Source organism: Vreelandella sp. L-15, assembly GCF_056857635.1.
Genome location: NZ_JBSXNN010000100.1, coordinates 1 through 22415 on the forward strand (window position 1 = coordinate 1; position 22415 = coordinate 22415).

Here is a 22415-nt window from a genome sequence, read left to right on the forward strand (position 1 = left end):
ACGACGAACACCCTTGCTGTTCAGCTAACGGTTCCCGCTATCAGGGTCCGTAGGGGACTTTCACCCCCAAGTCATCCGGCCAACCACCACGGCGGACCGGATAGCGCCTAATTGGCGCTGCGCGCCATGCCTGGCGCACCACAAAAAAGCGCCCACCGACGTCGGTGGGCGCTTGTGTTGATGCGTGTGTGAATGCTTTAGCAGCGTGGCGAATTAACCAAACACACGGCGCAGGTGCGTACGGTAAGCGGCTTTATCACGCTCTACATTCGGCACCTTTATCACATCATTGGCAATAAAGGTCGGCTGAGCCGCAAGGCCAATAAACTCCTGAGATTTGTGGAACGGGAAGTAAACGCCATCCACCCCACGGCCTTCAAAGAAGTTATCCGGCTCGTCGAACGCTTCAATCGGCGCGTTCCAGGTGAGCGAAAGCATATAGTGGCGGCCTTGCAGCAGGCCACCGCTGCCGTACTGCTTAGTCGGGTCCTGGCGGGTGCGTCCATCGCTGGCGTAAAGGGAACCGTGGCCCTCGGTGAAGACGTCGTCAATGTAGCGCTTAACGGTCCAAGGCGCGCCCATCCACCAGCCGGGCATTTGATACACAATGCTGTCCGCCCAGAGGAAGTTTTGCACTTCGGTGGCAACCTCATAGCCCTGCTCGATGACCGTTTCGCGCACTTCATGGCCTAGCTCTTTCAGCGTATCCACCGCCACGGCATGCAGGGTATTGTTGAGCTCACCACCAGAGTGGGCAAACGCTTTACCACCATTGATTAACAGTATCTTCATTGCTTCAACCTCACCGAGTATCGTGACCACCCCGCTTAAAAGAAGTAAGCAGGGCATTAATTGGCAAGCATTGTGTAGTGCAGAGCAACAAAGAAAAACCAAACATCTAGCAAGAGACTTTTGCGCTAAAATCAACAATCAACCTTTTATCGAGGCACCCCAAACCAACAATGAAAAGCACTCTGGAAGAGCAGCAAGCGTTTATCACCGTGGTGGATTGCGGCTCGATTACCGCCGCTGCCGAACGGTTGGGCATTACCGTGTCAGGCGTCAGCCGCGCACTAAACCGCCTGGAGCAGAAGCTCGGCACGACGCTGCTGCGCCGCACGACCCGCCGTTTGGAACTGACCGAAGAAGGGGAAACCTTTCTCGCCCACTGCCGACGCATCCTGGCCGCCGTGGAAGAGGCCGAAGAGGCCCTGCTCGACCGCCACGACCAGCCTCAAGGAAGACTTCGGGTTAACGCCGCCCCTAGTTTTATGCAGTTTGTGATCGTGCCGGTCATTGGCGAATTCCGTGCCCGTTACCCCGGCATTACGTTGGAATTGGATACCCACGACCGGTTTGTCGATCTGCTGGAACAGCGAGTCGATTTAGCCATTCGCATCGGCGATTTGGAAGACTCCTCCCTTCATGCTCGCCTGCTGGGACATAGCCCGCTGCGACTTCTCGCTAGCCCCAGCTATATTCAACGTCACGGTGCTCCGCAAAGCATTGATGAATTAGCGCAACACAGCCTGATGGGTTTTAGTCAGTTAGAACACCTTAATCAGTGGCCGCTCATCGGCGCCGACGGCAAGCGTTTGCACATCTCACCAACACTCTCTGCCTCTAGCGGTAGCACGCTCATAGAACTAGCCATCGCCGGAGAAGGCATTGTTTGCTTGGCCGACTTTATGACCATCGCTCCTCGCCAGAAGGGAGCACTGGTTGACATCTTACCCGACTATACCGAGCTTAAAACCCAAGCCGTGAACGCTGTTTACTATCGCCAAGCCACACTTTCTCAGCGTACACGGCTATTTATGGAGTTTTTGGCCGAGCGGCTTCCAGGCAAGTATTTGCAGGGATAACGACATTATGGCATCGCTAAACCGGCTCGATTTCATCCTTTATTCTGAGTATTAAAGGGAGAAAAAGTCCCTGACCCGTCTATTGTTAACAGGCTAATATTGCTTTTATCATTATCAACACCCTGCCAAGTAAGGATGTTATGGGCCTTCAAGAAATTGCCGTTGGCGGCATCTATCTCAGTCCACTGCTGATCTACGCGCTGATGGCTTTTATCGGCACACTGGTCATTCGCTCGCTGCTGCACTGGGTGGTTGGTGAGCATGCACTCTGGTATGAAGCCTGGTTCGATATCTCGCTTTTTGTCATCTTAATGGCGGCAACCACTTTTCTGTTTACCGTCTTGCTTGAACGCCTGTGATATAGCCCTTGTAGCAGCCCTTGAGAGAACTGTTGATGCGCCCTTCGCTTCGTATTTTGCTCACTCTGATCATCGTTGCCATTGCTATCGCCGCCGGTGCTTGGCTGTGGCGTTACTACCTCTATACCCCCTGGACCCGCGACGCTCGTGTTCACGCCGAGGTCGTCACTATTGCACCGGATGTCACCGGCTGGGTAAATAGCCTTGAAGTGGCCGACACCGATTATATTGCTGAGGGCGAAACGCTGTTCACCATTGACGACACCCGCTACCAAGCCGCCGTCGACAGCGCTCAAGCCACGCTAGAACATCGCCAAGCCACCTTAGAACTCAATCGTGCGGAAGCTGGACGCCGCAACCAGTTGGGTAACAGCCAAGCCATTAGCGCCGAAGCCCAGCAGATCGCCCAAATCAACTCGCGCATTGCCGAAGCCGATGTCAAGCAGGCTCAATCCGCGTTGGAGAGTGCGCAACTTGATCAGGCACGCACCCAGGTCGTCGCTCCTGTTAGCGGGCACGTGCTCAATGTTCAGCTCACCACCGGTAACTTCGTCAATCGCGGCACGCCCGTGATGGCGCTCATTGCCGATGACTCCTACTACGTCATGGGTTATTTCGAAGAGACCAAAATGGCCTCAATTAAGGTGGGCGACCCGGCAGAGGTAGTACTAATGAATGGCAATACCCACCTGAATGGGCGAGTGGCGGGCATTGGGCGTGGCATTGCCGACAGCAACACCACCCTCAATCAACAGCTACTGCCTCAAGTTGAGCCCACCTTTAGCTGGGTACGCCTAGCCCAGCGCATCCCCGTGCGCATCACCTTAGACGCGGTACCCGACGACACCCTGCTAAGCGTGGGCATGACCGCAACCGTGCACATCCACCCTGAATCGTCTTCTCAGGCCACTTCGCCGTAACCATGCCGCCCTTTTTGCGCACCTACTTCACGCCTAACGCCACGGCGGTAAAGTTTGCCATTAAAACCACGCTGGCCATGATGCTAGCGCTTTACGTCGCGCTGGCTTTCGATGTGGAGCGCCCCTACTGGGCGCTGATTTCCGCGGCGTTTCTGCAAATTCGCCCCATGAGTGGCATGGTCGTCGAGAAAGGCCTCTGTCAGTTGGGTGGCACCGCGCTGGGCGCTATCGTGGGTATCTTCATCATGGCGCTGTTTGCCCAGGCACGCCTGCCCGCACTGCTCACGCTCACCTGCTGGATTATGCTGTGTACCTACGTCGGCTCGCTGTGGCGCAATAACTACACCTACGGCTGCCTCATGGCCGCCGTGACAGCCATGTTGATCGTGGTGATTTCCAGTGGCAGCACCCCAGCCGGAATTTTCGACATTGCTGTGGCACGCATGACCGAACTGGGGTTGGGTGCCCTGTGCGCCATGCTGGTCAGCGCACTGTTATGGCCCTCTCATGTGGGCACACATTTGGCCACCCAGGCCGACACGGTGATTAACGAGGCCTTCACCCACGCCGCCCTACGCTTGGAAGCCAGCGACGATATAGCTGCCATGCAGGAGGCCCTGCGCGGTAGCCTCACCCCGCTGGCCGTGCTGGAAACCGACAGCCAGGCGGCTCGTTTTGAAGGCCCAGTGGGCCCCGGCCGAGTGCGTGCTACCCATGTTCTAACGCGACGCACATTGCGCTTTTTCGCCAACCTGCAGGCGCTTCACCAATTGATGCACGACCACGCTGACCGCCTTGCCCCTGAAAGTATCGAGCTTGCGGGTCAGGTAGCGAATGGTTTTCGCGATGCCGAACATGTCAAAGGAGTGGCTGACGCCCGCAAAGCCCTGCAGGGGTTACGACATCGGGTTCATGAAAGTGAAGAAGAAGCCAGCCTTGCCCCTCTCGACCGTCGCCTCCGCCTGGGGCTACGTGAATCGATCGGTCACGCCATGGTCATGCTTGACGCCCGCGAGGCGATTGCCTCACCGGCAAGCCATAAGCTTCGTTCTTCGCCACTGGCCTGGCACCGTGACCACCTCGCCGCCAGTATCAACGCTATACGCTCGGGTCTTTTGTTCTCGCTACTGGCGACTTTTTGGATTGTCACCGCCTGGCAGAGCGCCATGATTGCGATGATGCTCGGCACGCTGTTTTCCGCGTTCTTCGCCAGCCGTGACAACCCTATCGCGATCACTATGATGTTCTACAAAGGCATGCTGGCGGCAATCCCCAGCGCCTTTCTATTCGGCCATGTGTTGCTCTCACAGGCCAATGGCTTTCCGATGCTGGCCATGCTGTTTGGCACGCCGCTGTTTCTAGGCCTGCTGGGCGCCACCAACCCGGCGACCATGGGTTACTGCCTGGCATTTACCATTTTCAATATCCTGCTCACCATGCCCGGCAACGGCATGGACTTCTCGTTCGACAGTTTCGCCAACCGGGTGGTGGCCGTGGTGATCGGGCTCAGCTGCGTGGTCATGTCCTTTCGTCTGCTGCCAGGGCTGGGCACACGCCTTAGACGCCGGCGTCTGATCAACGCTATTTCGAAAGATATTCATGAGTTAACGCGGCGCTCGATTCGCGATGCCGAAACCCGCTTCAGCGGTCACATGGCGGACCGCCTGCTGCAGCTTGCCCAACACGACGACATGCTGCCAGAACAACAACGCCATCTTTTTATTCTTGGTTTGACCGGGCTCGACCTGGGCACTGCCACGCTACGCCTGCGTGACCGGCTGGATGATGCACCTCACCCGAGCATCCGCGAGGCGCATCGCCACCTACTAGGCACGCTAGCTAGCGGGTTTAAAGAGAGCGCTAACGGGCGTCCACCCCAATGGATTCGTGAAGCAGGCCAGCAGTTGGATGAGGCGATAAAGGCTTACGGCGATGTGCCCGCCGACCGCCAGGTATTGTTGGAGGGCTTGATTGAGCGGCTTGAACTGGCCCTGGAGCGCTTGGCGCGCATCATGGCGAATCAGCCAACGCGGCCCCACCCACCTATCAAACGTCTATCCCCCGTCGATCAACCGTAGGTGCGTGCTGCGCCATCAACGCCACAATCTAATCGATAAACACGCGCAGCTTGGCGCTAACGCGCCTATTCGGCGGCAACGCCACGTACATTGGCATTGGATTGAGGTGCCAATCATCAAACAAACGCACCAGCTCGCCACGGGATACGTGCCCTTTGGCCATGAAATCCGGCAACCAAATGACGCCGAGCCCCCCAACCTCAATGTACTGATCAACAATGCAGGCATTATGCGGCGCGCAGACGTGTCCTGCACCAGCGATAGAACGTGAAGTTCCTGCGCTGGTTGGAGCGGGATGGACACTTCGATCAGGCGGTGGAGATGCTCAACAAAATGTGAGCCTCCATGCACTCCATCGCAAAAGGTAACAATTGACGATGTAAAATGATCGTTTTACACTTTGCGCATGGATACCAAGACAAAGCTTATTTCAGCAGCAGAACTCCTTTTCGACCGGCATGGTTTTACCGCCACCGGAATGGACAAACTAACCCAGGCTGCTGGCATGTCGAGCCGCACGCTCTACAAACATGCTGGCAGCAAAACGGCGCTGATAACTGACGTGCTCGCAGAGCGGCATCGCCGGTTTCAGCAGCGCATCGAAGTAGAGAGCGTAGAGGCGCTATTTTGCGCGCTGGAAGAGTGGGTCCGGATCGAGGGCTCTCGTGGGTGCCTGTTCCTGCGCGCTTACGGCGAAACCGGTGGCGATACACCGGAAATTGCCAATGCTGTGCTGGCACACAAGGCGAGTCTGTATGAGAAAATTCAGGCAATTGTATTCCTAGAGACCGGCGGCAAACATAATCCTGAACTGGCCGAACAGATCCTTATTCTGTTTGAAGGAGCGACGGCGGCCGCGGTCTATCGCGGGGCTGAGTCAATAACGTCGGCGCGTATCGCTGCGTCAGCGCTCATCCAGCAGGCACGCACATGAATCCCAGCCTTTACCTGGGCGCTACAGGCTTTGGCCTGATTGCCGTCTGCTACGGTTTTGCTCGCTTCGCCTTCGGGCTATTTCTGCCCCAAATCGATGCTGACCTTTCCCTATCGTCTACCATCAGCGGCTTGATATCCGGCGGTGCTTTTCTGGGCTACTGTGTCGCCATCGTGCTATCGGCGTATCTAACCGAACGCATTGGTGCCCGCGCCGTTGCTGTAGCAGCAGCCCTTGTCGCAGCGGTGGGCATGGTGGGCATTGCAGTAGCACCGTCTCCACTATTGCTCGCCACTGCGGTCATGCTGGCAGGGTCCAGTACCGGGCTAGCATCTCCCCCTATGGCAGCTGCGGTTGCCGTTATCGTCCGTCCTGATCGACAAAGCCTTACCAACACCATCATCAATGCTGGTACCAGCGCAGGGGTGGTGCTTTCGGGGCCAATCGCGTTAATGCTAGGCGGACAATGGCGGTTGGCCTTCACGGGCTTTGCTGTCGCTGCTTTTATAATGGCGATAGCTGCGGCATTCATCGTTCCCAGCGAAACAAAAGCGGCCCCGAAAACGGCCACCGGCTTGCCACCGATTAATGGCGTTATTGTTCGCCTGATCGCGGCCGCATTTTTGATGGGGGCGTCCAGTACCGCGCTTTGGTCTTTCGGCGGTCAGCTCGTCACCCATCAGCTTGGTTGGAGCTCGACAGGCGCAGGGCTTCTTTGGATCGCTATTGGTGCTGCCGGTATCGCTGGCGCAGGGGCCGGTACGTTAGTCGCGCGGTTCGGGATTGATCGCACGCATTGGCTTTTTCTTGCGGCATTAGCGGCTGGCATTATGTTAGTTGGCACCAGTATCACAACGCCTTTATTGGCACTCTGCGGTGGCATGCTCTTCGGCGCAGCGTACATCATGCTCACCGGTGTCTATCTAATATGGGGTGTCTCTGCACTGCCCGATCGACCGGCCACGGGTCTAATGATTGGCTTTTTGACCATCGCTATCGGCCAAACCGCAGGCGCGCCAATCTTCGGGCTGCTGATGGATCAGTTAAACATCAACTATGCCGTGACCATCTTCGCATGCCTTGCGTTTACAGCCGGATTGACGAGAGCTGGAAACGCTAAACTCCAGACTGCATGAGCTCACCCTTCAACGCCTCTTAATTGAGTAACCGCCACCATAACGGACGGGCCGAAACGTAGCGTGCAAGTCTCCGCTGCGCTTTGGGCAAGTTCCCAATCGTCAACTATACTCCGCCACAACGAACATGATGTCGTTGCCTGGGCTGGATGCGCGTATGCGCCATGCCAGTTTAGGTACATTAACTCGCTGAACAGCATAAGGAGTTTGCCGTGACAGCCACTGTTGAACGCACTGTTCGAAGCGGAATACATCCGCTTCATGCAGTACTGCTTGCAGGGACTATTCCTCTCTTTCTGGGTGCCGCGTTAAGCGATTACCTCTACTCAACTAGCTACCATATCCAGTGGAGCACCTTCTCTTCCTGGCTTATTGCGGGCGGCCTTGTTTTTACTGGTTTCGCGATATTGGCTGCCATTATCGGCCTTTTTCGGGCTCATCGACGTCGCGGCATCTCGCTGATTTATTTGTGTCTGCTGCTTGTCACCTGGATCGTCGGTTTTATCAATGCGCTGACTCATGCCAGGGATGCCTGGGCGATGATGCCCACCGGTTTTGTTCTTTCGATTGTCGTTACCGTGCTGGCCTGTGCGGCAACCTGGATCGGTTTTTCCCTTCGCAGCGCAGGAGATAAGCCATGAAGGTTTCCAACATTCGCTATGTCACGCCCCTAGCGATGCTTTTGATCGCGGGCAGCGCTAGCGCTCAGCAGTACGGCGCCAATCCCACATTGCCAGAACCGGACCGTGGGCTCTTACCCGACATGACGGTACCGGAACCCGCTGAGTGGGGCGACCAAACGCCTACCGTGCCCGATGGCTATACCATTACCGCCATTGCCACCGATCTTCAGATTCCACGCCAAACGCTGGTATTGCCTAACGGCGATATTCTGGTGGCCGAGGGTAGCAGCGGCAACGCACCGCAGTTGAAGCCAAAAGACTTCATCGCTGGCTATATCAAGAGCCAGGGCAATACCGCTGTAGAGAGCGGCAACCGTTTAACTTTACTGCGTGATGAAAATGGCGATGGCACTTACCAGCAGTCAGTATTTGCCGAAGACCTCAATGCCCCTTACGGGCTGGCGCTGGTGGATAACAACCTCTACGTAGCCAACCAAGACGCCCTGGTACGTTTTGACTACGAAGAGGGCCAAACCGAAGCCGACGGCCCCCCTGAAGTGATTGCCGAGCTACCCTCAGCGATCAATCACCACTGGACCAAAGCGATGACCGCCAGTGCTGATGGGGAGTTTCTGTATGTGGGAATTGGTTCCAACAGCAACATCACCGAGCGCGGCATGGAAGCGGAAGTTGACCGCGCAGAAATATGGGAGATTGACGCTGACACGGGCATGCATCGCCCCTATGCCACGGGTCTACGCAACCCCACCGCCATGGCGATTCAGCCCGACACCGAGCAGCTCTGGACGGTCGTCAACGAGCGTGACGAGCTAGGCCCCGACCTAGTGCCTGACTACCTCACGACGGTTCAGGAAGGCGGTTTCTATGGCTGGCCCTACAGCTACTGGGGCCAGCATGTCGACCCCCGCGTTCGCCCACAGGACCCTGAGAAGGTCGAGTCGGCGATTGCCCCCGATTACAGCCTGGGTTCGCATGTGGCTCCCCTTGGCCTCGCCTTTTCTACCCCTGAAATGGGCGATGAGTTCGCTGAAGGTGTGTTTATCGGCGAGCACGGCAGTTGGAATCGCGCCGACCCCGTTGGCTATAAGGTCGTTTTCGTGCCGTTTAGCAACGGCCAGCCCAGCGGCGACCCCATCGATTTTGTTTCGGGGTTTCTCACCGACGATGGCCGCACTCGTGGCCGCCCGGTAGGCGTCACTATTGACCCCGACGGCGCGCTGATCATCGCCGACGATTTAACCAACGCCATTTGGCGCGTCACACCCGATAGCCCTTAAGAAGAGCCCTTAAAAAGAGCACTTAAAAAGAGCCCTTAAGAATAACCAGTAGGATTTAAGCGGGTGGCAGACCACCCGCTCATTCCGCATCTACCCACCTCGCACTGACTCCCCATCGCGCACTTGCTTACCGGCACTCACTATAGTTTATTAAGTATGATCGCCCTTAGCCGATGAGAGACCGCTTATGCCCGCCGCCAAGACGCTCCACGCCCCGTATATACACACTCCTCTGCCTCATGGGCATGCTTCTCATGGGCCCGGCGCATGCTGCTGTGGCTCACCCATGCTGCAGCAATTTCATGAGCGGGTCATGGCCGACCTGAGCCGACGCCAAGTGCTGGGCGGCACCGCTGCGGTGATGGCGATGTTTGCCGGGCTTAGCGTGCCCTCGGTGGTGAGTGCCCAGCCGCGTCAAGCCAACGGCCCGCTGCTGCTGACCAATCTGCAGCTGTTTGATGGTAGTGGCAGTGCGGTGCAAAGCGGCGTGTCAGTGCGTATTGAAGAGGGCCGGATTCACTCCATTCTCCCCGCCGATGCCACCGCCGAAGGAGCGGAAGTCTTCGACTGTGGAGGCAGGCTACTGATGCCGGGGCTCATTGATGCTCACTGGCACACCACGCTGGCGGCCATTACCCAAACCACCGCCATGACGGCTGATGTGGGCTACATTCATCTGGTCGCGGCCCAAGAAGCCAAACGCACGCTGATGCGCGGAGTAACGTCAGTACGTGATGTGGGCGGGCCTTCGTTTGCGCTGCAACGCGCCATTAACGAAGGCATTGTGGATGGCCCGCGAATCTTTCCCGCCGGGGCGATGATTTCCCAAACCTCGGGGCACGGCGATTTCCGCATGCGTCATGATATTCCTCGGGGCAGCACCACGCCGCTGAGTGAACAAGAGCACCAAGGGGTCGCCGCGATTGCCGATGGAGAAGATGAAGTGCTGCGCCGCACCCGTGAGCAGCTCATGTTAGGCGCTTCGCAAATCAAACTGATGGCCGGTGGCGGCGTGGCTTCGCTGTACGACCCACTCGACAGCACCCAGTTTACCGAGCGCGAACTGCGCGCCGCCGTGGATGCCGCCGGTGACTGGGGCACCTACGTGATGGTGCATGTGTACACCCCAAGGGGCATACAGCGTGCGCTGCGGGCAGGGGTAAAATCCATTGAGCACGGCCAACTAGCCGATGAAGAAGCCGCCCGCATGATGGCAGGCGAAGGCGCATGGTGGAGCCTACAGCCGTTTTTACAGGACGAAGATTCCAACGTTTACCCCGACGCCGCCCGCCGAGAGTCTCAGCGGCAAGTGGCAGAAGGCACCGTGCGCGCCTATGAACTCGCTCAGCGCTTTGATATTAAAACCGCCTGGGGCACTGACATTCTGTTCAACCCGCAAAACACCCCCAACCAGCTGCGCCAGCTCGCCAAACTTACCCGCTTCTACGACCCGCTCACCGTGCTGGCCATGGCCACCGGCCGCAATGGCGAGCTGCTTGCGCTTTCCGGCCCGCGCAACCCCTACCCCGGCACATTAGGCAAGATCGAACCCGGCGCCTGGGCAGACCTACTGCTAGTAGACGGCGACCCCAGCCGCAATCTGGATTTCCTACACGACCCAGAGCAGAACCTGCGCATGATTATGAAAGGCGGGCGCATTTATAAAGACACCCGCTAAGCTCGTTTTAAAACACCAAGATTACAACCCCAGCTAAGGTTAAAACCCCAGTAAACGGCGGCGCAGCGGCCTAATAGCTACCAGCGCCAGCGCTACCAAAGCCAGCCACTCCAACCAGTGGGGCAGCAGCTCTTGCACTTGACTGGCCTGCTCCACAGGGTTCCAACCGGCCAAGGCAACGGCCGCATCGAACAGCCAGCCGACTAGCACGGTCACGGTGAGCACGCAGACAAGGTAGACCGTCAACGCGGTATTACCCAACTCGCGGCGCAAAATGGCCAGCGTTGCTAGGCTGGTAATCGGCCCCGCCAGCAAAAACACTAGCGCCATCCCAGGCGAGATACCCGCTAACAGTAGCCCGGCCGCTACTGGCGTAGCTGCCGCCGCACAGATATAAAGCGGAATACCCACCACTGCCATCAGTATCAGAGCCAAAATACCGCCCGAAAACTGTGCCAGCGTATCCGGCGGTACCAGAGTGACCAGCACACCGGCAAGCAGCAGCCCGGCAAACATCCACGCGCTGATATCATCCAACAGATCGCTAAACGCATAGCGCAGCCCCGCACGGAGGCCGCTAGGTTCGCCGGTGTCGGCGTGGTGATCGTGGCAGCCATGCGACGAGCAGCAGCCAGCAGTGGCTGCAGGCGCAACGGCCTCTGCTTCGCGGGTAAAGCCCACTAGTAAGCCAGTCACAATGGCCGTTACCAACGCGCCAGCCACACGTACCACCGCCATCAGCGGCCCAAGCAGCACGCTGGTGAGCAGAATCGAGTCCACGCCCACGCCAGGGGTGCTGATTAAAAACGACGTGGTAGGCCCGCGCCCCGCACCGCCCCGATGCAGCGCAATCGCGGTGGGAATCGCCCCGCAGGAGCACAGCGGCAGCGGCATCCCAATCACTGCCGCCCGTACAATACTGCCCAGGCCGCGCCCGCCCATCCAGCGCTGCAGTAGGCGCTCTGGCAACCACGCCTTAATCAGCCCGGCAATCACCAGCCCCAGCAGCAGCCACGGGGCTGCCGTTAAGGCAATTTGTAGCAGCTCGGTTATCAGCGTCATCTCATCACCTACTTGTTCACGGTGGGAATGAGGACTAGCCTAAACCCTGTCATCGTTACAGGGTCAAGCCATGACACACGTCTACCGCATTGGCGAAGTGGCAGCCCGCACCGGCTGTTCACCGGAGAGCATTCGCCACTACGAGAAACTCGGCCTGCTGCCGCCCCCACAACGCGGTGAACAGGGCTACCGACACTACGACCAAGCGGCGCTTGAGCGCATCAGCTTCATTCGCCATGGCCGCAACCTGGGGCTAGACCTGCACAGCATTCAGGAGCTGTTAGCGCTCTCAGACCACCCCGACACCGACTGCAGCGCCGCCGATGACATTGCTAGCCGCCATCTCGCGCACCTGGAGGCGCGCATTGCCAAACTGCAGGCGCTAGCCGACGAACTGCGCCAAGTGGTGCACCAGTGCCGGGGCGGCAAAGCCGCCGACTGCCAAATCATCCAAACGCTGTATGAGCACCAGCCCAGCTGCAGTGACACCCGCTGTGGCGACCGCCAATCTTTGCTCAAATGACGCGCGGCCATCCCCCAAAGGAACTGCCCATGATCGAAACGAAGGAAGAACTCGAGGCCATCAAAAAGACATGCCAAGCGATGGTGACCAAAAGTGCCGGACTCTCAGCGGGCACCGCCATCATCCCCGTACCGGGGCTGGATATCGGCTCGGACGTCGCGATTCTGATGCGCATCATCCCCAAAATTAATAGCCAGTTTGGCCTGACACCGGAGCAAATCGACGGCCTGGATACCGAGAGCAAGCTGTTCGTCATGACCGCCATCTCCAACACCGGCAGCAAGATGGCGGGCAAATACATCACCCAGAACCTCATCGTCTCGCTACTAAGCAAAATGGGCGTTCGGGTGGCGGCAAAAGGCGCGTCCAAGTTCGTACCGCTGATCGGCAGTGCCGTGGCAGGCGGCATCAGCTTTACCGCCATGAAATACATGGGTAACAGCCACATCGACGACTGCTACCGCATCGCGCTCGCTGCCCTAGAGCACCGCCAGCTCGAACGCGCGGTAGAGGACGACGCCGTGATCGAAGCGGACGCGTACACCCCCACCAACGGCCCCACTCGCCCTGATTCATAAGGCAGCGCCCGTCGGCAATGGTATGCTGGAACGTCTTGTCATCTTATCTAGGAGAAAGCAATGCCCGCTTATATCGTTTTGACCCGTGAGCGCACCCACGACAGCGAAGAGATGCAGCGCTACAGCGAAAAAGCCAAAGCCGCCCGCGAAGGCCACGACCCGCAGCCGCTAGCGTTTTACGGCGATGTTGAAGTATTGGAAGGCAGCGACATGGAAGGTGCGGTGATTCTACGCTTCCCGGACATGGCCGCCGCCCGCGCCTGGTACCAAAGCCCCGCCTACCAAGAAGCCCGCAAGCACCGCTTCCTGGGTGCCGATTACCGCGTCTTTTTGGTAGAAGGCATCGAAGAGGTGTGATGGCGCAACAAGTCACCCTCGATGGGGATGAACTCGCTCGCGGCATTGATGAGCGAGGCGGCGGTGAGCTGGGGCACGCCGTAGACCTCGACACGTTTACCGTGCACCTCACGGATTTTCTGGGCTAACAGATCGAAGTCGCCATCGCCGGACACCAGCACCACCACATCCACCTCGCGCGCGGTGTAATAGACGTTCTGGGTATCGACGAAGATGGCGACGCGGGTGGTCATGGAAAAGCCTCGGCAAGTAATAAAACGCCAGCTTCATGAGGCTGGCGTTGGTAAGGGTGCATGGTACCGCGCCGTTATTTAGAATGCGCCCTCTGGGTAGGCACGAGGCGCGATACCCCCACCACCACCGAGCCCACCAAGAAGCCAATCACCGCTGAACACAGCGTATTGAAGCTCCAGCCCAGCGTGCTACCAAAGGCACCGGTGGACTCATGAATGGCATGCTCGATGTGATGCACCCACTCGTAGGGCGCGTTGAACCAGCCCGTTCCCTCTGCCCCCAGATTCACCATCAAGATATGCCCGCCCACCCACAGCATGGCGATGGTGCCCACTACTGAGATGGTCGCGAGCACTTTGGGCATGGCCGTGACCAAGCCACGGCCCAGGGCTTGTACGCCTGAGTGATCCCGCTGGGCAAGCTGTAGGCCAACATCGTCCATCCTGACCAGCAGCGCCACCACGCCATACACCAAAACAGTGATCACAAACGCAACCACCACCAAGCTGGCTAGCTGTGACCAGAATCCTTGATGAGACACCGTCGCCAGCGCAATCACCATAATTTCAGCAGAGAGAATCAGATCGGTGCGAATAGCACCACTGACGATCTTCTTCTCGGCCTCCGGCCCTTTTTCGACCGCGGGCTTGTCATCGTCATGCTGGCCAGAGAGCTTATGCCACACCTTCTCCGCGCCCTCAAAAGCTAAGTAGGTGCCGCCCATCATCAGGATGATCGGCAGTAGCCCGGGCAGAAAATGATTCAGCAGCAGCGCCGCCGGTAGGATAAACACCAGCTTGTTGCGGATAGAGCCCAGCGCGATCTGCTTCACAATCGCCAATTCACGCTCTGCCACTACCCCGTGCAAATATTGCGGCGTCACCGCCGCATCATCCACCACCACCCCTGCCGCTTTCACCGTCGCACGACCAGCCGCGGCGCTTACATCGTCCAGTGATGCAGCGGATAGCTTCGCCAGCGCGGCAATGTCGTCCAGTAATCCAATCAAGCCGCCAATAGCCATGGGTATTTCCTCCGTGAATCAGCATTGCAGATAGTAAAGCACACGGTGGCTGGGGCGGGCGGACTCTTTTATGCCAAGGGCAGTGTCGTTTCGTTCTCTTCATGACCTACCCTCACTGTGTCTCTTCGAAGAGTGGCCTTCGAGGGAGCGCGCTATGGAGTGAGGGGTACTACCTTAAGGAAGCATTTTCAGGCAGCGTGATTTGCCCCATTAGATAAGGCGCAACGCGGCCTTTAATCATCACGCGCTCGCCTTCTACAACGCAATTCAGCGCGCCTTGGCGAGCGCCACCCTGGCGGGCAGTGAGTGCTTGCTTACTCAAACGCGCGGCCCAGTAAGGTGCGAGCGACGTATGCGCCGAGCCAGTCACCGGGTCTTCTTCCACGCCGACCTTGGGGCCAAACCAGCGAGACACAAAATCCACGTCATCGCCTTTCGCGGTAACGGCCACACCTCGCCCTGGTAACTGTTTAAGCCGCTGCATATCCGGCGTAAGACGTTCAATCACACTCGCCTCCTCGACTACCACCACAATGTCATCCGAGATCAGCAGTTCCTCGATTTCGATACCGCCCAGGGCAGCGGCGACTTCCGCGTGCATGTCTAGCGGTGCGAGCGTTTTCGCGGGGAAGTCCATCACCAGCGCATCGCCCTCGCGGCGAACGGTTAGTACACCGCTTCTGGTTTCAAAGGCCACCGCCTCGGCCACCACGCCCAAGGCATGAAACACCACCCACGCCGCCGCTAAGGTGGCATGGCCGCACAGATCCACCTCCACCGAAGGCGTAAACCAGCGCAGGTGATAGCCCGCTTCCGTGGGTACGAAAAACGCGGTTTCGGAAAGGTTATTCTCCGCTGCAATGGCCTGCAGCAGCGCATCATCCAACCACGCCTCCAGCGGGCACACGGCGGCTGGGTTGCCCTCAAAGGGTTTTGAGGCGAAAGCATCTACTTGGTAGAGGTCGATTTTCATGGCAGTTACCGAAAAAGAGAGGCGAAAACGCTAGGTTAGTGTCGCTTTCTGGCGGAGGCATCAAGCTCAATCGCGCGTCGTCAAGCGCTGAGCTCGTCTCCGCCTGGAAGCCATCACGGCCACTGCCGCGATGCAAAGGGCAGCGGCAATCCCAGCCCATATAAAATGGGAATAGCCACTCAGCCGCTCGAACAGTGGCGCAAGGGCCTGACCAAACAGATAACCGAGCGTGACCCAGGCCAGCGCCCAGATGAACGCCGAAAGAGCATTGAGCAGGATAAAGCGTGGCCAAGGATAATCGGTCGTGCCGATGGTCACCGCACCGGCCGTGCGTAGCCCATAAAGAAAGCGCAAGGAGAACGCGAAAACGTCCGGGTGGGCGTTGAACGTGGTCACTACACGCCCACCCGCTGCGCTCCCCTGCACCGAGCGAACGATAGCGCTATTGCGCCCGCCATGCCCAAGCAGGAAGAACACTTGATCCGCCACGAAAGAGCCCAATGCCAGGGCGATGATAGCGGGCCAAACGCCGATAAGGTGCTGATGAGACATGATGCCGCCAAGCATTGCGATGCCCTCGCCCTCCAAGCTCGCCCCCACGAACAAGCCGAAGCTGCCATAATTCGCCACCAAATGCTCAAGCGTCATTTGCGTTCATCCATAAAGTTACCCCAGAGCCGTGGGCGGCACGTAAACGCCATTTTTATCGCGGTTAGGGTTGATGCGGAGGGTTGAATAGGGCTTTTTAGCGGCAGGCAGCTTATTCAATCTGCGAGAGGCATTCAACAGCAACGCACGCAGCCCACACCCATCAGTGCAGCTAAACCAGCAACCCATTATTATCCTGCTAACTACTTTACCTACTGACCTCATGCACACCACACCTACTCACTGGGCACGCTATGCATAACCTATGGATTCCCGTTGTCGCCATTTTCATCGTGGCGGGCCTGATATTCGGTGGCCAAGCCTACTCCGAGGCCCAGCGTGATGCGCACATCCTCACAAGTATATCGGAACGCCTCGGTAGCCAAACGCAGGCCGACATCTCACATTTTAAACGCGTCAACAAGGGCTATGGGGTTTGCGGGGATTATCACCTTGCCAACGTTGAGCATGGCCACTTCTACTACAACAGCGCCACCGAGCGCCTAGCGCTGGGCACCGATGCGCCGCTGTATCAAGATAACTGCGATAGGGTTTCTGACTAACGCCTTGAAACCTATCGTTCTCAACAAGCAGCCCTAACCCACCTCCACGGAGTAACGCGTGCTGCGCCCACCGCCGGGAAGCTTGGAAAGGCAGCCTTTCTCCACCAGTTCTGCCAAATCCCGCGTGGCGGTGGCCTTGCTCACCTCAGCCAACGATTGGTACTTGCGGGCATTAATACCCTGTGCAAATTCTTCGACTGCGGTATCCAACAAACGGTTCAGCACCTTAATTTGCCGTTCGTTGAGTATCGTAGTTGCCATGATACTGACAAAAAAACCAAATGAGGCCTAGCTCAAAGAGATCTATCGAATTGAATCTGGTTCTGGGTTCACACAAACAGTATCTGTAAAAGTCTGTTTATTCTAAAGGGCGGGATACTTTGACCGAAACTTTGGACACGCTGTAGAGCTCCACTTTGCCGCCGACAGCCTTTTCGGGGTTAAACAGTGCGAGATTGATACCGTCGCTGACTGAACTACGATAGAGCACGCCGTCGAAACCGATTTTCTTAATGAACTCACAAAGATACTGGCTCGGAATATAGTCGATCGCGGCCCCTGACGGCTGAACAGGTCGAGTCAACTCCTCACCTAAACGTTCGAGGAACGGCAAATCGGCGCGTAACTGACTAATCTCGCTCGACTCGGAGAGTATGAAGGGAGAAACGAGTTTGCGCGGATTGCGCAAGTCCACAACCTTAATATCGGGAATTGTGAAATCAGCAACACATGCAAGCTCGCCGGTATGAGGCCTTATCTCAGCCACAGCGGTTTCAGGAATTGATCCCAGATAAAGATAGGGAATGCCCGCAGGATTAGCCCGACCATGTGATGAGCGTCGCTCCGGGGGTGCACCCATCTTCTCAATTGGGAAGACCTGGTCCTCGGCAAGGATGCGCGCGCGATACCATTGCCGAGGTAATTGCGACGCCAACAACATGCCAAACAACTGTTCGAGGCGGTCTAAATCAATGGCGACATCAAGGAACCAGCGGTTGGCATACATCATTTCGTCGCGCAACTTATCCCACTGTGCGAGCCCCTCACTAATATAGCTTGGAGATGGTGCAAAGCTTTTTCGGACGATTTCACCGTCATCGAGAATCTCACCGAGCAGTTCTTTAGCGTGGGCGGTGTCCATACGTTGGTGACTAAAGAGCTGCCAATCATCCTTCATCCATTCGACCAGCGACTTACCGTCCTCACTCGGCTCATAGACATTAACTAGAAGCTCGAAATAATTGGCGAGCTTACCCGGCTCAACAAGCTGGGTATCAGCGGTCCCGCAAAAATCACATGCTCCGTAACTGGGATCTAGCGACGGGAAGAGCTGATCGCGCAAACTGCGATCATCAAAACATTCAGGGCAACAGAGTCGTTGTACCATAAGGCTTAACCAAGATAGTCGGCAAGTGTCTCGATGTGATGCTTCATCGAGAGCTTTTTAATGTAGCCGAGGCCTGGAAAATGGCCTTTAGCATGGAGGGAGCGAAACTCCTTTATCGCCTCAGTTTCAAGAATGTGGGAATTGTCACTATCCAGTTTCGCGATCAGTTTCTCCAGCGCCTGAGCGAACTTGCCAGCAGGGTCGGTTGGAGTGTCGTTAGTATCAGAGATAAAGTGGTAGACATACATGACATCGTCTTTGTCAGGATCAATGAAAGTCAAGTGGATCGCGACGGCGTAAGCCGGACCACCGCTCTCACTATAAACGTCGCCAGCGATAAGAAAATCTCCAAATCCCGTCATGCGGAGTTCATCATAGGTGACATGAAGGTCGGAGAACTCCTCTACAGGAAGATAATCGGCGTTACGTTGCCGTTTGAAGCCGTCGCGTACGAGAATGCGTTTGCCCTGGTCGAAGTGCTTCCGGTAGAGCATTTTTGCATGATCTTCTATAAATACGTTATCGAGGCCCGCCGTGTTTTTCTTAAGCGCAGCCGCCAGCTCCTTGGGGGCAGTGAAGCCCGCGTGGACTAGAACAGGTTGATGATCAGCATGTTGGTCATAGCAGGCTATTACTTCATCTGCATTCATATCATTACGCAATAAAATGCCAGCTGAGATATTGTCAACTTCGCAAAAATATTCTTGGAGTAGACCAGTAATGCTCGCCCCGTCTTTTTTGTGGTCACCGTGATAAGGGTTCACGATAACTATAGCGCGCCCACCTGCCTCGCACACAGCACTCAATGTTTTCTTAAGGCTGCCAAGTGACTCCCGCACAGGCTCAATCACAGGCACAAAGTTCTTTTCGGCAAGCAACTTTGACGTCTCGCGGATAGTAATTAGCTCGTATTGTTTTCCGCGAAAATAGGGATAATACATACGAAGGTCAGCTCCAAGTCATAGCTGTTTGAAGCGGAGTCTCAATGGCATCAATCAGCTTCGAGTGATCAGAGCGGCGCACCGATATAGAAAGCGCCGCTGCTTGCAAAGATTTGGGCAAACGATTGACAAAGTCACTAAGTGATGAAAGATCACGCGTCCGCTTGAGCGTGCGAACCATCTCTATATGCAACTCTACCGGGTCTAGCCTAGAGAACAGGTCACGCATAGTCGCGTGCCGTTGAGTGTTAGGAACCTCAGGTACCACCACGCCCATCGTCTGCAAGATTGTGTTGCTTTCAGCCATACGCAATGACTCAAAAACGGTTACTGGGCAGATTCGCTCAGGGCGCTCTGCTGCTTCGCGCACTGTTGTTATCCGGAAGCGCTTAGAAAGGCACATTACCCCTACGTCTTTCGGAACCGTTTCTATTATGCCTTCTATATGATCTTTGCTCGCAATTACATTTACCTTGGCGAAAACACGCTTATAGTTATCGACCTGGTTGGCTAGTCGCGCAAGCGAATCCCGCTCCGACTTGATCTCATAGACGGTAGCTGTGCCGTTCAAGATGACGAGATCAGCCTTGCTACTACCAGCACGAAACTCATTGAGCATCGAAGCTGTGCGTAGCGAATGCGTTCCCATCAGTATCTTCTGGCTGATAGCCGCCCGATAAATATATTCATCGCGCTGTCCTGCGACCTTCAAAATTTCGAATGCTTGGTCGAAAACATCTCCAACAGTCGCACCCGAACCGGCATTATCAAGCAAGTTTGTTTGTTCCAGTAACCGACAGAATAAGCCAGACTGGCCTTTTTTCGCCAATTCACGGAAGACAGCTGCAGAGAAGAGTCGGGTCAGGGCGGACAGTTGCGATGTACTATAATTTTTCATACTCCTACCTCAGCCGTCCATTTCGGACAAATCAGGGGGCATGAGTTGACCCCTAACCTACATTTAGCAAAAACGGCAGTATCCTTACCGCCGCTCGAAGCGAACAACTTTACCGTTGCATATTCTCAATACTAAATATAGACCTGATACCGAACAGTTTAAGGTTAGGCTACATCACTTGCGCCCACGCAACTATATAAGAAATAAGCCTACGCTCACTCCCACTCTATTATCAATAAGCCATTTTTGTCTTTTATTTTCAACGGCTTATTATACTGATAATCGGTAACACCATGATAAATACCATGCTCAGAAATTCCTTAAAAATAATTTCATTTTTTACTGGCAGCTCCTCTCAACAGGGTCAGAACCAGCCAAACCGGGTAAAAAGCCACCAACCCTGTGGAGACGCCCATCCCCGCTACTGTCAGAAAAAAGGTATAACGCTGACGCTAACCATTTTACCGTATCTCTCCCGACCCAACCTAAAGAGATTTCAGTCCCCCTCGAAGCCTGCCGAAATGCTCAGGGCAAGTGTCGGGAGTTCATTGCGCCCCAATGATACTATCGTGCCCTCGAAAAAACAGCGGGAACAGCCTTAAATGCGCGAACAATTGGAGCGATATCAAGTCTGGCTTTATCTCCTAGCCATCCTGGCCGGCATGACCATCGGCTGGATGTCATCAGAGCAGACCCGTCATTGGGAAGCGCTGCTTTGGCCCGCACTGGGCGTTCTCCTGTACACCACTTTCACTCAGGTACCACTGATACATCTCAGGTCGGCATTTCGTGATCGCCGCTTTCTGGCCGCTTTGCTGACGGGCAATTTTATTCTGATACCAGTGGTCGTTGGTCTTCTATTGTGGCTGTTACCGGATGATCCCGCTATTCGTCTCAGCGTGCTGCTGGTACTGCTGGTACCCTGTACGGACTGGTTTATCAGTTTTACCCATCTCGGTGGCGGGGACGGTGCCCGGGCCATCGCGGCCGCGCCGATCCTCCTGATTGTCCAGCTCATTTTGCTGCCCGTTTACATCTGGCTCTTCATGGGCAATATCGCCATTGAACTGGCGGTTGGCAGCCACTTGTTGCCAGCCTTCTTCGGACTGATTGTCACTCCGCTGATCCTGGCCTGGTTAACCGAACGGCTGACGGAAAAGCACCAGCGAGCGCAAACACTGGTGGACTGGCTTGGGTGTCTGCCCGTGCCATTGCTGGCGCTGGTGGTGTTTCTGATTGCCGGCTCCCAGGTCAGCCTGGTGATCGACAATGGCGCCCTGCTGTGGTCCGCGCTCCTAGTCTTTGTACTTTACCTGGTTGCCGCCGCCATTATCGGCAAGGGGCTCAGCGAACTATTCGGGTTCACACCCACTACCAGCTGCACCCTCACCTTCAGCTTTGGCACCCGAAACTCCTTCGTTATGCTGCCACTGGCCCTGTCACTGCCGGAACCCTGGCGGGCCGCTGTCGTTGTCATTGTTTTCCAATCCCTGGTCGAGTTGTTCGGTATGGTCGCGTATCTGCGCTGGCTGCCGCACCTGATCAGGCATTCCGACTGAGCCGGGAACGCAGCCTTACCCGGCACAACAGGACAATTGAGTCACGTCCTTGGTAAAAGTCTGGGCGCAGTGCTTGAGCCCTTCCACTGTGGTCCGGTAGGGAAACAGCTCTTCAGCCAATTTCTGCACGGTCATATTGGCCCGCATCGCCATGACCGCCGGCATGGCGCGAAGATCGAGCATAGCGTCGCCGCCGGCCATATTGATCCCGGCCCGGCTGCCCCCGGCGGCAGCCACATAGACGAACTGCGGTTGGTCGGTGCAATCGCCCGCCACTCAGGGCAGCGCACTACGGACACACGTAACGCCATGGGAGTCCAGTCCTTTCTATGTGGTTGCCTTTCTGCTAGGCTCACGATCAAATTCCGGGACCACTTGCATGATTAAACGCTGTTTCATAGTCGCAATGACGCTGTTGATTGCTTTGCAGTCAGTGGCATCTATTGCCTATGAAGCACAACCGCACAACCCCGCAATGCCACATTATGATGAGCATTCACACGAATCAGCGGATTTTTCCAGCGAAAATCAGGCAACCAAGTCGTCTCCCGACAGCCCCAGTCATTCAGCGGACCATGGCCATCACAGCCACAGCTGCTTTCACATGGTGTTGCTGGGAACCCTCACAGACATTTCCGGCTTGGCTGCGGGAATAGTACAGTCCGACTACCAAGCCAACTTCACCACCGGGGTTCAATCCTCCCTTTTCCGCCCTCCCGTTTCCTGACCCTGCGAATACCTTCCCCACCCGGGGAACAACTGTCATTTAGACTTTCG

26 protein-coding genes and 1 pseudogene are annotated in these 22415 nt (G+C 56.4%); 15 read left to right on the forward strand and 12 right to left on the reverse strand.

Annotation, left to right across the window (positions count from 1 at the left end; translation table 11 throughout):
* Positions 1-213: 213 nt before the first annotated feature.
* A complete protein-coding gene (locus AC13CY_RS15910; protein ID WP_474790900.1) occupies positions 214-792 on the reverse strand; it encodes an NAD(P)H-dependent oxidoreductase in 579 nt (192 codons plus the stop codon).
* A 170-nt stretch (positions 793-962) separates the two neighbouring features.
* On the opposite strand from AC13CY_RS15910, the gene AC13CY_RS15915 reads away from it, so the two are divergent.
* The 4 genes from AC13CY_RS15915 (at position 963) to AC13CY_RS15930 (ending at position 5222) form a co-directional block, all read left to right on the forward strand.
* Complete coding sequence (locus tag AC13CY_RS15915) at positions 963-1865, forward strand: LysR substrate-binding domain-containing protein (protein WP_474790899.1); 903 nt, start codon at positions 963-965, stop codon at positions 1863-1865.
* Positions 1866-2005: 140 nt separating this feature from the next.
* The gene (locus tag AC13CY_RS15920; protein ID WP_089675420.1) at positions 2006-2224 is read left to right on the forward strand and encodes a DUF1656 domain-containing protein; all 219 of its coding nucleotides are present in this window, start codon (positions 2006-2008) and stop codon (positions 2222-2224) included.
* Positions 2225-2259: 35 nt separating this feature from the next.
* Positions 2260-3144: an efflux RND transporter periplasmic adaptor subunit gene (locus tag AC13CY_RS15925; RefSeq protein WP_044629810.1), complete on the forward strand. Its 885-nt coding sequence runs from the start codon at positions 2260-2262 to the stop codon at positions 3142-3144.
* Between the two features lie 2 nt (positions 3145-3146).
* On the forward strand, positions 3147-5222 hold the full coding sequence (locus tag AC13CY_RS15930) for an FUSC family protein (protein WP_474790898.1): 2076 nt from the start codon (positions 3147-3149) through the stop codon (positions 5220-5222).
* Between the two features lie 28 nt (positions 5223-5250).
* Here the strand turns inward: AC13CY_RS15930 and AC13CY_RS15935 are convergent, their stop codons facing one another.
* The gene (locus AC13CY_RS15935) at positions 5251-5385 is read right to left on the reverse strand and encodes a type 2 periplasmic-binding domain-containing protein (protein ID WP_235253799.1); all 135 of its coding nucleotides are present in this window, start codon (positions 5383-5385) and stop codon (positions 5251-5253) included.
* A 243-nt stretch (positions 5386-5628) separates the two neighbouring features.
* Between AC13CY_RS15935 and AC13CY_RS15940 the strand changes: the two genes are divergently transcribed.
* The 5 genes from AC13CY_RS15940 to AC13CY_RS15960 all read left to right on the forward strand — a co-directional run bounded on the left by AC13CY_RS15940 (position 5629) and on the right by AC13CY_RS15960 (position 10891).
* The gene (locus AC13CY_RS15940) at positions 5629-6156 is read left to right on the forward strand and encodes a TetR/AcrR family transcriptional regulator (RefSeq protein ID WP_044629813.1); all 528 of its coding nucleotides are present in this window, start codon (positions 5629-5631) and stop codon (positions 6154-6156) included.
* Positions 6153-7292: an MFS transporter gene (locus AC13CY_RS15945; RefSeq protein WP_044629814.1), complete on the forward strand. Its 1140-nt coding sequence runs from the start codon at positions 6153-6155 to the stop codon at positions 7290-7292. Before AC13CY_RS15940 ends, AC13CY_RS15945 begins: the two co-directional genes overlap by 4 nt.
* A 212-nt stretch (positions 7293-7504) precedes the next feature.
* The gene (locus tag AC13CY_RS15950) at positions 7505-7933 is read left to right on the forward strand and encodes a DUF2231 domain-containing protein (RefSeq protein ID WP_044629815.1); all 429 of its coding nucleotides are present in this window, start codon (positions 7505-7507) and stop codon (positions 7931-7933) included.
* A complete protein-coding gene (locus AC13CY_RS15955) occupies positions 7930-9213 on the forward strand; it encodes a PQQ-dependent sugar dehydrogenase (protein WP_474790897.1) in 1284 nt (427 codons plus the stop codon). Before AC13CY_RS15950 ends, AC13CY_RS15955 begins: the two co-directional genes overlap by 4 nt.
* A 286-nt stretch (positions 9214-9499) precedes the next feature.
* Positions 9500-10891 (forward strand): metal-dependent hydrolase family protein, encoded by a 1392-nt coding sequence (locus AC13CY_RS15960; protein ID WP_052509948.1) that lies wholly within the window; start codon positions 9500-9502, stop codon positions 10889-10891.
* A gap of 39 nt (positions 10892-10930) precedes the next feature.
* On the opposite strand, the gene AC13CY_RS15965 is transcribed toward AC13CY_RS15960, so the two are convergent.
* Positions 10931-11953, reverse strand: a complete 1023-nt coding sequence (locus AC13CY_RS15965) for an SO_0444 family Cu/Zn efflux transporter (RefSeq protein WP_483052792.1) — start codon at positions 11951-11953, stop codon at positions 10931-10933.
* A gap of 70 nt (positions 11954-12023) precedes the next feature.
* Here AC13CY_RS15965 and AC13CY_RS15970 point away from each other — a divergent pair, with 70 nt between their 5' ends.
* From AC13CY_RS15970 to AC13CY_RS15980, 3 genes are read left to right on the forward strand one after another with little or no spacing between them, the layout of a single operon-like run.
* On the forward strand, positions 12024-12476 hold the full coding sequence (locus AC13CY_RS15970; protein WP_172515490.1) for a MerR family transcriptional regulator: 453 nt from the start codon (positions 12024-12026) through the stop codon (positions 12474-12476).
* 29 nt (positions 12477-12505) lie between these two features.
* A complete protein-coding gene (locus AC13CY_RS15975) occupies positions 12506-13054 on the forward strand; it encodes a hypothetical protein (protein WP_232059488.1) in 549 nt (182 codons plus the stop codon).
* 60 nt (positions 13055-13114) lie between these two features.
* Complete coding sequence (locus AC13CY_RS15980; protein ID WP_044629820.1) at positions 13115-13411, forward strand: DUF1330 domain-containing protein; 297 nt, start codon at positions 13115-13117, stop codon at positions 13409-13411.
* Here the strand turns inward: AC13CY_RS15980 and AC13CY_RS15985 are convergent.
* The 4 genes and pseudogenes from AC13CY_RS15985 to AC13CY_RS16000 all read right to left on the reverse strand — a co-directional run.
* Positions 13372-13593, reverse strand: a pseudogene (locus tag AC13CY_RS15985) (NYN domain-containing protein); the annotation flags it as partial. The gene AC13CY_RS15980 and the pseudogene AC13CY_RS15985 overlap by 40 nt on opposite strands.
* A 125-nt stretch (positions 13594-13718) precedes the next feature.
* Positions 13719-14669, reverse strand: coding sequence for a DUF808 domain-containing protein (locus AC13CY_RS15990; RefSeq protein ID WP_483052793.1), 951 nt, complete (start codon positions 14667-14669; stop codon positions 13719-13721).
* A gap of 169 nt (positions 14670-14838) precedes the next feature.
* Complete coding sequence (locus AC13CY_RS15995; RefSeq protein WP_483052794.1) at positions 14839-15642, reverse strand: PhzF family phenazine biosynthesis protein; 804 nt, start codon at positions 15640-15642, stop codon at positions 14839-14841.
* Positions 15643-15708: 66 nt separating this feature from the next.
* Positions 15709-16290 (reverse strand): DedA family protein, encoded by a 582-nt coding sequence (locus tag AC13CY_RS16000; protein ID WP_483052795.1) that lies wholly within the window; start codon positions 16288-16290, stop codon positions 15709-15711.
* 254 nt (positions 16291-16544) lie between these two features.
* Between AC13CY_RS16000 and AC13CY_RS16005 the strand changes: the two genes are divergently transcribed.
* Positions 16545-16853, forward strand: coding sequence for a hypothetical protein (locus AC13CY_RS16005; RefSeq protein ID WP_483052796.1), 309 nt, complete (start codon positions 16545-16547; stop codon positions 16851-16853).
* A gap of 33 nt (positions 16854-16886) precedes the next feature.
* Here the strand turns inward: AC13CY_RS16005 and AC13CY_RS16010 are convergent, their stop codons facing one another.
* From AC13CY_RS16010 to AC13CY_RS16025, 4 genes are all read right to left on the reverse strand, one after another.
* A complete protein-coding gene (locus AC13CY_RS16010) occupies positions 16887-17114 on the reverse strand; it encodes a DeoR family transcriptional regulator (RefSeq protein WP_252860391.1) in 228 nt (75 codons plus the stop codon).
* 97 nt (positions 17115-17211) lie between these two features.
* Positions 17212-18195 carry an RES family NAD+ phosphorylase gene (locus tag AC13CY_RS16015; protein ID WP_197746084.1) on the reverse strand — a complete coding sequence of 328 codons (984 nt, stop codon included), beginning with the start codon at positions 18193-18195 and terminating at the stop codon, positions 17212-17214.
* A 50-nt stretch (positions 18196-18245) separates the two neighbouring features.
* The gene (locus AC13CY_RS16020) at positions 18246-19181 is read right to left on the reverse strand and encodes a sce7725 family protein (protein ID WP_054641257.1); all 936 of its coding nucleotides are present in this window, start codon (positions 19179-19181) and stop codon (positions 18246-18248) included.
* Positions 19182-19188: 7 nt separating this feature from the next.
* On the reverse strand, positions 19189-20079 hold the full coding sequence (locus AC13CY_RS16025; RefSeq protein ID WP_054641256.1) for a sce7726 family protein: 891 nt from the start codon (positions 20077-20079) through the stop codon (positions 19189-19191).
* 602 nt (positions 20080-20681) lie between these two features.
* Between AC13CY_RS16025 and AC13CY_RS16030 the strand changes: the two genes are divergently transcribed.
* Entirely contained in the window at positions 20682-21638 is a 957-nt protein-coding gene (locus tag AC13CY_RS16030; protein ID WP_153740019.1) for an arsenic resistance protein, read from the forward strand.
* A gap of 15 nt (positions 21639-21653) precedes the next feature.
* On the opposite strand, the gene AC13CY_RS16035 is transcribed toward AC13CY_RS16030, so the two are convergent.
* On the reverse strand, positions 21654-21914 hold the full coding sequence (locus tag AC13CY_RS16035; protein WP_483052797.1) for a hypothetical protein: 261 nt from the start codon (positions 21912-21914) through the stop codon (positions 21654-21656).
* A 103-nt stretch (positions 21915-22017) separates the two neighbouring features.
* On the opposite strand from AC13CY_RS16035, the gene AC13CY_RS16040 reads away from it, so the two are divergent.
* On the forward strand, positions 22018-22365 hold the full coding sequence (locus AC13CY_RS16040; protein WP_153740020.1) for a hypothetical protein: 348 nt from the start codon (positions 22018-22020) through the stop codon (positions 22363-22365).
* The last annotated feature ends 50 nt before the right edge of the window (positions 22366-22415 follow it).

Excerpts from the sequence above, each read along its gene's own strand:
- AC13CY_RS15975 (WP_232059488.1), top strand. The coding sequence starts at position 12,506 with ATGATCGAAACGAAGGAAGAACTCGAGGCCATCAAAAAGACATGCCAA.
- AC13CY_RS16030 (WP_153740019.1), top strand. The coding sequence starts at position 20,682 with ATGCGCGAACAATTGGAGCGATATCAAGTCTGGCTTTATCTCCTAGCC.
- AC13CY_RS16010 (WP_252860391.1), bottom strand. The coding sequence starts at position 17,114 with ATGGCAACTACGATACTCAACGAACGGCAAATTAAGGTGCTGAACCGT.
- AC13CY_RS15935 (WP_235253799.1), bottom strand. The coding sequence starts at position 5,385 with ATGGCCAAAGGGCACGTATCCCGTGGCGAGCTGGTGCGTTTGTTTGAT.
- AC13CY_RS16040 (WP_153740020.1), top strand. The coding sequence starts at position 22,018 with ATGATTAAACGCTGTTTCATAGTCGCAATGACGCTGTTGATTGCTTTG.
- AC13CY_RS16000 (WP_483052795.1), bottom strand. The coding sequence starts at position 16,290 with ATGACGCTTGAGCATTTGGTGGCGAATTATGGCAGCTTCGGCTTGTTC.
- AC13CY_RS15930 (WP_474790898.1), top strand. The coding sequence starts at position 3,147 with ATGCCGCCCTTTTTGCGCACCTACTTCACGCCTAACGCCACGGCGGTA.
- AC13CY_RS16005 (WP_483052796.1), top strand. The coding sequence starts at position 16,545 with ATGCATAACCTATGGATTCCCGTTGTCGCCATTTTCATCGTGGCGGGC.
- AC13CY_RS16020 (WP_054641257.1), bottom strand. The coding sequence starts at position 19,181 with ATGTATTATCCCTATTTTCGCGGAAAACAATACGAGCTAATTACTATC.
- AC13CY_RS16025 (WP_054641256.1), bottom strand. The coding sequence starts at position 20,079 with ATGAAAAATTATAGTACATCGCAACTGTCCGCCCTGACCCGACTCTTC.
- AC13CY_RS15960 (WP_052509948.1), top strand. The coding sequence starts at position 9,500 with ATGCTGCAGCAATTTCATGAGCGGGTCATGGCCGACCTGAGCCGACGC.
- AC13CY_RS15980 (WP_044629820.1), top strand. The coding sequence starts at position 13,115 with ATGCCCGCTTATATCGTTTTGACCCGTGAGCGCACCCACGACAGCGAA.
- AC13CY_RS15945 (WP_044629814.1), top strand. The coding sequence starts at position 6,153 with ATGAATCCCAGCCTTTACCTGGGCGCTACAGGCTTTGGCCTGATTGCC.
- AC13CY_RS15940 (WP_044629813.1), top strand. The coding sequence starts at position 5,629 with ATGGATACCAAGACAAAGCTTATTTCAGCAGCAGAACTCCTTTTCGAC.
- AC13CY_RS15920 (WP_089675420.1), top strand. The coding sequence starts at position 2,006 with ATGGGCCTTCAAGAAATTGCCGTTGGCGGCATCTATCTCAGTCCACTG.
- AC13CY_RS15955 (WP_474790897.1), top strand. The coding sequence starts at position 7,930 with ATGAAGGTTTCCAACATTCGCTATGTCACGCCCCTAGCGATGCTTTTG.
- AC13CY_RS15990 (WP_483052793.1), bottom strand. The coding sequence starts at position 14,669 with ATGGCTATTGGCGGCTTGATTGGATTACTGGACGACATTGCCGCGCTG.
- AC13CY_RS15925 (WP_044629810.1), top strand. The coding sequence starts at position 2,260 with ATGCGCCCTTCGCTTCGTATTTTGCTCACTCTGATCATCGTTGCCATT.
- AC13CY_RS15970 (WP_172515490.1), top strand. The coding sequence starts at position 12,024 with ATGACACACGTCTACCGCATTGGCGAAGTGGCAGCCCGCACCGGCTGT.
- AC13CY_RS15995 (WP_483052794.1), bottom strand. The coding sequence starts at position 15,642 with ATGAAAATCGACCTCTACCAAGTAGATGCTTTCGCCTCAAAACCCTTT.
- AC13CY_RS15915 (WP_474790899.1), top strand. The coding sequence starts at position 963 with ATGAAAAGCACTCTGGAAGAGCAGCAAGCGTTTATCACCGTGGTGGAT.
- AC13CY_RS15910 (WP_474790900.1), bottom strand. The coding sequence starts at position 792 with ATGAAGATACTGTTAATCAATGGTGGTAAAGCGTTTGCCCACTCTGGT.
- AC13CY_RS15965 (WP_483052792.1), bottom strand. The coding sequence starts at position 11,953 with ATGACGCTGATAACCGAGCTGCTACAAATTGCCTTAACGGCAGCCCCG.